The sequence below is a fragment of the Oceanobacillus indicireducens genome, from assembly GCF_014647195.1.
GTDB classification, from domain to species: Bacteria; Bacillota; Bacilli; order Bacillales; family Amphibacillaceae; genus Oceanobacillus; species Oceanobacillus indicireducens.
The window spans coordinates 161,734-170,421 of record NZ_BMOS01000005.1 but is presented as its reverse complement, the minus strand read 5'-3'; the positions used below and the strand labels follow the sequence as shown (position 1 = coordinate 170,421).

At 42.5% G+C, this 8,688-nt stretch carries 5 protein-coding genes and 1 riboswitch; of the genes, 2 read left to right on the top strand and 3 right to left on the bottom strand.

All coding sequences use genetic code 11. From position 1 onward, the window contains the following. Positions 1-62 precede the first annotated feature (62 nt). A complete protein-coding gene (locus IEX94_RS05320; protein WP_188856329.1) occupies positions 63-998 on the top strand; it encodes a 1,4-dihydroxy-2-naphthoate polyprenyltransferase in 936 nt (311 codons plus the stop codon). A gap of 59 nt (positions 999-1,057) precedes the next feature. Next, positions 1,058-1,411, top strand: coding sequence for a TraR/DksA C4-type zinc finger protein (locus IEX94_RS05315; protein ID WP_188856328.1), 354 nt, complete (start codon positions 1,058-1,060; stop codon positions 1,409-1,411). A gap of 169 nt (positions 1,412-1,580) precedes the next feature. Here the strand turns inward: IEX94_RS05315 and IEX94_RS05310 are convergent, their stop codons facing one another. The 3 genes from IEX94_RS05310 to IEX94_RS05300 form a co-directional block, all read right to left on the bottom strand. After that, entirely contained in the window at positions 1,581-2,171 is a 591-nt protein-coding gene (locus IEX94_RS05310; RefSeq protein WP_156855578.1) for an ECF transporter S component, read from the bottom strand. Positions 2,172-2,369: 198 nt separating this feature from the next. Next, positions 2,370-2,514, bottom strand: a riboswitch (FMN riboswitch). Positions 2,515-2,621: 107 nt separating this feature from the next. Beyond that, the gene (locus IEX94_RS05305) at positions 2,622-6,902 is read right to left on the bottom strand and encodes a S8 family peptidase (RefSeq protein WP_308425581.1); all 4,281 of its coding nucleotides are present in this window, start codon (positions 6,900-6,902) and stop codon (positions 2,622-2,624) included. 510 nt (positions 6,903-7,412) lie between these two features. Then, positions 7,413-8,468: a M20/M25/M40 family metallo-hydrolase gene (locus tag IEX94_RS05300; RefSeq protein ID WP_188856327.1), complete on the bottom strand. Its 1,056-nt coding sequence runs from the start codon at positions 8,466-8,468 to the stop codon at positions 7,413-7,415. Between the last annotated feature and the right edge of the window lie 220 nt (positions 8,469-8,688).

Genomic DNA, 8,688 nt, shown 5'->3' with positions numbered 1-8,688 from the left:
AAAAACACAGGTTTTTACTAAAGAACTTTTGACAATACGGATAGCTTGGAGGGGGAACATTTATGGATACTGTTAATAAAAATTCAATAAAAGAGGCATTGAACGAGAAATCAGGCTTTGACGTCTGGTGGCGCTTGATGCGTCCGCACACACTCACAGCATCGTTTATCCCTGTATTCGTCGGTACGATGCTTGCTTATCATGATGGAACCATCAACTGGACCTTATTTCTCGCCATGCTCGTAGCCTCCTTATTAATTCAGGCTGCGACAAATATGTTTAATGAATACTATGATTATAAACTTGGTCTAGATACAGAGGAATCAGTTGGGATCGGCGGCACGATTGTTCGTGACGGGATAAAGCCGAAAACAATTCGAAGTCTTGCTATTACATTCTATGGAATTGCTGTTATTCTTGGTGTTTATATTTGTATCGAGTCAAGTTGGTGGATTGCTATTATCGGTTTAATATGTATGGCAATCGGTTATCTATATACTGGAGGACCTATTCCAATTTCATATACACCATTTGGTGAGTTGTTTTCCGGTGTACTAATGGGGACAGTCATTATCGGCATCACGTATTTCATCCAGACCCTAACAATTACGAGTGAAGTAATTTGGATATCGATTCCAGTTACCATTTTTATCGGCAGCATCAATTTATCTAATAATATTCGTGATCGTGACGGGGATAAAGCTGGCGGAAGAAAAACTATTGCTGTACTGATCGGCAGGGAAAAAGCAATTACCGTGCTTGCAGTACTATTTAGCATTGCTTACAGCTGGACATTAGCTTTAATTATTGCACGTCTCTTGCCTATCTGGACACTAATCACTTTCCTTAGCGTACCGAAAGCCGTAACAGTCATCAAAAACTTCCGCGGTAAGACCGAACCACTCGAAATGATGCCCGCAATGATTGCAACTGGAAAAACGAACACCATTTACGGCTTCTTACTTGGAATATCCCTCGTCATTGCAGCATTTGTCTAAGCTTACTTGTCACTGCTTAAATTTCTTGAATGTTGCCTGAATGAAAAGGAGCGATTTTGATGAAGACCTATCTTTCAGATGATAAATTAGCTTATTTCCGTAAGCGGTTGCTCGAATTAAAAGCGGAAACGGAAAAGCTTTCCAGTCAATCTACTAATAAATCACCGAACGACTCGATTCAAGAACTGTCTGATTATGGCAATCATCCAGCTGACGTGGGTACCGAACAGTTTGAACAAGAACGTGATGCTGGAATGGAACTCGTTCACAAGGAACGATTACAAGCGATTGATGAAGCGCTGGAGCGGATTGATAATAAAACGTATGGTATGAGTGTCGTATCACAAAAGCCGATACCGGAAGAAAGACTCGATGCTATCCCAACTGCAAAAACACTTGTGGAAGAAGAATAAAAAAACACCCCTAAGATTAGTAGGCAGGATCACTCGCCAATAACCTTGCCTACTATTCTTTTTAAAAAGTACAGCCTTTGCTAGATAATCAGGTTCTATTATATTTCCCCAAGACATGAAAAAAGGTTCGGTCTCAATTATTTGAGACGAACCTTTTTTTAAATGTATATTATGCAGCTAAATTTGTTTGTTTCTGTTCGATCCAGCTGCGCATTTTTATAAACACAGGAACAAATAACATTCCGACAATAATTCCTTTCAGCAAGTTAAATGGAAACACCCCAACAAGCACGGCGCCCCACGCCATTTGTTCACTCATGTCCCACCCCATAAACCATGCATAAGCGGGCAGAATAACATAATAATTTAGTACAGACATTCCAACTGCCATAACGATTGTTCCTGTAACTAAGCCGGAAACGATCGATTTTACACCTTTATGGAACTTATGATAAATAAGTGAAACTGGAAGGACAAACATTACACCTGCAAGAAAATTCGCTAGAACACCGACCGGGTCCCCTGATCCAGACACCGCGAAATAAAGCACGTTCTTAATGAGAACGACAGCTACACCAGCAAGTGGTGAAAAAATAAGTGAAGCCATCAATGCCGGCACATCACTAAAATCAATTTTTAAATATGGTGGTAGGAACGGCAGCGGAAAGTTTAAGAAAAATAAAACGAGCGCGATTGATCCTAGCAGTGCTAAAATAATAAGTTTTAATAACTTTGAAGATTGCTTTGCAGATTTTTGCATCTCCATCTTCCTCCTTCATCTTTTGCTAACCGATTCTAACTCGTGATGAAGGATCGCCTTGCCACTTTGACAACTCTTCTGTTCCAGCGTCTTAAAATTTCATTTAAGACAGAAAAACCCTAAAGCCGTAAATGGGGCTTTAGGGTTTGGGAATACAAGAGTAAGTGAAGGTACATAAAAATGCACCTTGATTTGGCTCGACATCTTCTCCCATCCAGACTGTAACTGTCGGTCCTGGAATTACACCAGATCAACCATAAGAATTGAAATTATGGTTCGCGGACTTAGAGTAAGCATACCCCTCACCGCCGGTCGGGAATTGCACCCTGCCCCGAAGATTAGAATCGATTATTCAATTACTAATGATAAGTATACTACATTTTTCATAAATTGCAAGAGACGTGCTCAAGCAAAGAAAGAAGGTGCGGCAAGATCGCCGCACCTTTTCCATCATTCATCTGTATTAATAAATAGTTTCCCGTCTGTTTGAGCTCTTGTTTCATTCCCATAATCATCGACTGCGATTACTTCGATAACTGCTCCTTCTGCAACAACATTGCTTGTTGCTGTCCAGTAGCCGACATAATGTCCTTCAGATGTTTCCATCATCGGTAATTCAGTCGGATTGGAATTCACATTCGTGAGCGGCATATGGACGACAAATGTGGACTTTAAGCCAGGCTCACTATCAAATTCGAACTTCACGCTTTCCCCTGCACCCAAGTACACATCTTCTTCAGGTGTCAGATTCTCGATTGCAGGAGGTGTGAAGTCGACATCCAATGATACAGCTTCAGACGTTGAATTGCCCGCCAAGTCGGCCGCTATAACTTCAATGTCATTTATCCCTTCATCAAGAATAATTCGCAGAGAATAATTCCCATCATCAATCTTAGCGCGCTGTCCGTTTACCTCGACATAATCAAGATTAGCATCCTCAACTGTCCCTTCTACCGTTACGGTTTCACGATTTGTTTTCTCACCGTCTTCGGGATTGTCGATGGTCAGTGCTGGTGCTTCTGTATCCAAGACAACTGCTACAGGTTCGGATTCCATAATTTCTGTATCATCCAGTACGGTAACTGCAACTAATTCATTATCACCTTCCGCAAGCGTTGCAGGAATTGCAAACTTACCGTCATCTCCAACTTCTACAGTATCTACTTCTTCTCCATTATTCACTAATTTAATGAAGGTAGTCGGTGAAGCAGTACCTTCTACCGTAACTTCTGTTTCATTCGTGATTAGTCCATCTTCAGGAGACGTAATGACCGCTTCTTCCACCTCGTAGTTTACTCTGGCACGGATCATATAGTTCCCTTCATCTGCCGGGGATTGATTCCATGCACCGCCTACATATTGGAAGCTTCTTTCAGCATTTGGTCCGTTTTCATCTGTTGCTAGGCCCGGTGCATTTGTATTCACATCTCGTTGAATATAGACCATATAGAAATCACCATTTACTTGAATCGCATGTTCACTTAAGTCAACAACCGTCCACTCATCCAGACTCCGAATTGCCTCTGCTTCAACTGGGCCAGCAATTCGCTCACCTGGAGTGCCATCCGGCCCACTTGCATCCCATACCTCAACGGCAAATTCCGTACCTCCTGGAACTGGCCAATCGTCATCATGGAATTGGAAAACCCCATCCGTTACAATTGCCGATTCTTGTCCTTCATCAAGGGACATACGAACTGCCCAGCCATTACCAGCATCATAGAATGCACGAGCGTTTTCCGCTGTTCCATCATCATAGCCAATCTCTCCGCCCGGAACGGTGTAGAAAGGTTCTAATTCAATATTAACCGTACCATCAGAAGTAAAGTCAGCTTCTACTTCTGCTCCATGATAGCCACGAGCTAGTACTTTTAGCGTATATACGCCTTCATAAGCAGTGATCGTAAAGGAACCATTTTCATCTGTCGTAACGGCTTCCACATTCGCATCTTCTACAATTAGAAGTGTAGCGTCTGCAATTCCTTCACCAGTTACTTCATCTGTTACCGTACCTGAAACGGTGTATTCATCTTGTTCTTCTAGAGTAAAGTTAACTGTTGTTGATTCATCTGCCTCGACTGTTACATTTTCTTCTGCAGGATGGTAACCATAACTTTCTGCAACTACGGTGAAGTCACCAGCAGCATGAGTGATAGAGAAGGACCCATCTGCAGGATTCGTATTCACTGACCTTCCGCTTTCAAGCACGCTTACTGTCGCAGCTAATGGTAAAGCGGCAGGTGTAATTGCATCTTCTTTAACCGATTCTTTTTCATCTGGAAATGCTGGTTTTAATTTATCGGGATCAATTGGAGCCTTCTTCATTCCGATACTATTAAGACCTAACAATAATCCAGCGGAAGAATTCATTCCGATGTTCGGCGCTTGTGCTGACTCACCTCTTGACGTATCAGCAAGCCCAACATCATCAATATACCAACCATCTCGGGCAATGCTGATGTCAGAAGTCAGATTAAATCCGATATAAACTCTTTCCCCGCTATAATCAGATAGATCAATTTCCGACTCAATCCAGCCATCGGAAACATTGGTGATTCGCTCTAACTGTTCCCAGTTTTCCATATCACTAAAAATATACACATGCCCGTAATCCCAGTTATTCTCGAGATTGTACCACTGACTGTATTGTAAATATGCTTCTCCTTCAGGTAAATCAATCGGTGGCATGACTAATGTTGAATTTTCATAGTTATTATAGTTTCCGCTTAAATTTGTTGCATACACATTTTCACCGGAAAAGGCTTCACCCGGCCCAGAAGTTGGAATTCCGTGTTCCCAACTGCTATTTTCTCCGAATACCGTCCATCCGCTAGGTGCCTTTTCAAAATCCTCAAAATAACCTACTGTAATTCCTGGTTCTACCGTTACACTGTAGGAATCTGTTGTTACTGAATTATTTCCGAAATCATTGATTTCAAAGTGATACTCAAATGTTCCCTCTTCAATATCCTCACCTGGAACAGTTACCGTGTACTCACCTGACAAATGATCTCCTGATACCCGCTTTGCTTTGATTCGGTTATCCTCATAGACAACTTCTACAGAGGTTACACTTATATTATCTTCTGCAGTAATTGTTACATCAAGATCCATACCCGCATATATCACTTCAGGGGCATCATGACTATAAGTTGGTGCTTCTGTATCCTCTCCATCTTTACTTACAGCCCCATCAATGACACCTAGTCCGGAAACAACGGAAGATACTGCTTCATATGCATCCAGTAGTCCGTGTCCATATCCGTTATTCGGTGACTCAGGGAATGTATCGTCCGTTAATGGTGTTGCCGTAGTAGATAGAATTTCCTCGATTTCATCAACTGTCAGATTCGCATTTGCTTGTTTTATTAACGCTACAGCTCCTGAAACGGCTGGTCCTGCCATCGAAGTTCCATTCCAACCACCTTCATACCCACTGCCAGGTACACTTGAGCGAATATTCACCCCTGGCGCTGAAATATCAGGCTTAATCTCGTCATAAGGAGATGGTCCTTGTAAAGAGAAATTCGCTAAATCATCATTAACATCCGTTGCGCCTGTCGCAAAAGATTCCGGGTAGTTTGCCGGGTTAGCAACCGAACCTGGTCCACCTGGGTTAGTTAATGTTACATTACCAGCTGAGAATTCAGGAAAAATATTTGCCGCGCGCCAGGCAATGACAACATCCCGGTACCATTCATCCATTCCCGAACCACCACTCCAAGAGTTATTCACTACATCAGGAGCTTGCGAGACATCTCCGCCTGGAGCCATAATCCACTCAGCTGCAGCAAGTAAATCTGTATCCGTTCCACCCGCTGCCGTAAATGCCTTAACAGCAATCCACTTCGCACCAGGAGCGACTCCAACTTGGTTCGAACCATCCGGCTCAGACCCGACCATTGTACCGGTTACATGTGTACCATGTCCGTCATCATCGTACGGGGTATCCTCTCCGGCCGTAGCATCAAACCAGCTATACGTGTGATCCGCATCACCCGTGCTTGCATCATAACCGCGGTACTTTTCTTTCAATGCTGGGTGGTCCCACTGAACGCCAGAGTCAATGCTCGCCACAACCATGCCTGTTCCATCGATCCCCATTTCCCAAGCAGCTGGAGCACCGACCCGTTCAATGTTCCATTCGACATTCGCAAGTTCTGCTTCCTCTTTTTCCGCTCTTTCCGATACCGTTGTGTTCAACTGTCGAACTTCATTTGGCAGTAATTTTTCCACTTCAGAAAAAGTAGCGATTTTTTCTGCAACCTCTTTCGTAGCTGTGACTGCCATGCCGTTCACAATATGATAGGAAACAAAATCCTTGGCATTTCCGTTTTCAATTTCCTGTTCAATATACTCTGTCACGTGCTGCTGTGATGCAAAGGAAGTTTCTTTTAATTCAGCAATTACAGCTGATCGTTGCATATGCTCTGCTTGACTAAGTGATAGATTTGATTTTGCCGCATCTTCTCTCATCTTTTTCGCTACATCTTCTACTGCAGCCTTATCTGTAAACTTGACTAGAAAAGTAACAAACTCATCATCTTTGAAACTCTCCAATAGACGCTCATTCACTTTCTGTTCTTGAAGCTCACGCGAATCGTTCATCGAATGGCTAACTTCGCCTTTTGATTGCGCAAGTCCGGCACCCGGCAGGATGAGTGATACGATCATGACTACAATTGCTGCAATACTGAAAGCTTTCGTTCGTCTTTTGCGCTTAACTCTCAAAGATTTTTCCTCCCTTTTTTAAAATTTCTTTCCGGAGTTTCGACGTTTTATTAAATCAACCTCCTCTTTTTTTCAAACTTGTCGATTTCCCCAGAAATTAGCGACAGGTAAATTCTAGGTGTTAACCCTAGTATAGTAGGTTTAGCAACAATAAATTGTCGAATTATGTCGCTATTTTACTGAATCCTCAAAATTAATAGATATGCATTATATTTTCCTCTTTCTCTTCATGGGTCTTTTGATAGAAAACAGGAAGATTTAATAGAATTCATGGTATTTTTTCTATAATTCATGGAAAAAGTACTGCAAATAGAGATTTTCAAAGAATAGCGCACAGAAAAACGATAGATTTGACCTAGCTGATACATAAGAAAAAGGCCTTTGTTTTCTAAGTTTAAGAAAACAAGGCCTTTTCTCCTGTATTTGGTCACTATTTTTAACCAATTTAGTGAGACTCTCCTCATACCTTTTTTAATTGGTAGGTCTATCCGCCACTAAACTATTTCACCTTTAGTCAAGTGGGTTTAAGCTCTCGTCACCCGAAAGGTTTGAAATCATCTCTACAAGCAAGGTAATTTCTTCTTCCATATCTTTAATACTTGTCGTTTCCACCGGAGAATGCATGTAACGTAATGGCAGGGAAACAAGGGAAACAGGGACACCTTTTCCGGTCAAGCGCATTCGATCTGCATCTGTTCCTGTATGCCTTGGAGTCAGCTCATATTGTACGTTCAGCTGTAAATCTGCTGCCGCTTTTTCCAGAAGCTGGTTTATTTTAATATTAATCGGTGCACCTTTTGCAAGTACTGGGCCGCCTTCAAGCTTAATATCTCCATATTTATTCTTATTCACGCCAGGATAATCTGTTGCAAAAGTCACATCACAAGCAATTGCCATTGTCGGTTCAATTCCTGCTGCAGCAAAATAGGCACCACCCATATTTGTTTCTTCATTTACTGTGCTCACCGCATATACTCCGACTTGAATATTTTTATCCGCAAGGCGTTTCAAAACTTCTGCAACGATGAAAGATCCTGTCCGGTTATCAAGTCCTCTTCCGGCAATATACCGGTCCTGCAAGATTTCCGGTTCTGTCTTATATACACAGAGGTCGCCAATTTGGACAACGTTTTCTGCCTCTTCTTTTGTTTTATAACCACAGTCGATAAATAAATCCGCTAAAGTGAAATCATCTTTTAAGCCACCGTGATGCTGGGCATTCACTCCAATAACACCGGTAACTTTGCCATTGTATCCAAAAACATCGACTCGCATTCCGACTGCTGCCTTTGGATTGATTCCACCCACCTTGTCAAAATGCAGATATCCTTGTTCATCGATCCGGTTGATGACAAGGGCGATTTCATCACTATGTCCTGCCAGCAGTACTTTAAACGGGGCTTCCGGGTTCAGGATTCCAATCACGTTACCAGCGTTATCTGTACGCACCTCATCAGCAAATTCTTTAACGTATGCCATCCATTTCCGTTGAATATCCATCTCCATACCGGAAGGGGAAGCGGTATTTAATAATTCCATCAGAAAATCTTGATTGAACGTTGTCATTTAATTCCTCCTAATCATCATTTACCCAACCCATACCTGAAAAATCAACACTTTCATTCAGCGTAAGTGCAACTGTCTCTGGAGGTCCGCAGTCCAGACACCTCTCGCTTTCCGCAGGCGGCTGGTGAGCCTCCTCGGGCTGTCGCCCTGCGGGGTCTCACCTATGCCTATCCTCCTGCTGGAGTCTCGAGGTGTCTGGACTGCTCCGAGGATAGACGTA